Source organism: Pantoea rodasii (assembly GCF_002095465.1).
GTDB classification, from domain to species: Bacteria; Pseudomonadota; Gammaproteobacteria; order Enterobacterales; family Enterobacteriaceae; genus Pantoea; species Pantoea rodasii.
In genome coordinates, this window is sequence record NZ_MLFP01000080.1 from 1 (window position 1) to 306 (window position 306).

Sequence of the window (306 nt, forward strand, 5' to 3'; positions counted from 1 at the left end):
AATGTCCCTGATACTGAGTTTTGCTACCAGTCCTCTGGAGATCTCCTCTCTTTCATCAAGCGTAAGCGCTAATCGATGCCGCTTTCGAACGGGAGGACGGTAGCCACCTGTCTGGTGGATTGTGGGCATGATGGAAGAATGAAATCTGTCGAACATTCTGGCGATATCATGCAGAGAATCACCTTGCTTATATCTGTCCCAGATAATCGCCTTCTGCTCTGGCGTGTAGTTAATCCGAGTTCTTCGTTTCATGGCAACGTCCCCCCTTGATTAAGGATAGCGTTGCATCGAGCCATTGAACTCACA

1 pseudogene is annotated in these 306 nt (G+C 48.4%); it reads right to left on the reverse strand.

Annotation, left to right across the window (positions count from 1 at the left end):
- Positions 1–252, reverse strand: a pseudogene (locus tag HA45_RS23425) (helix-turn-helix domain-containing protein); the annotation flags it as partial.
- Positions 253–306 lie beyond the last annotated feature (54 nt).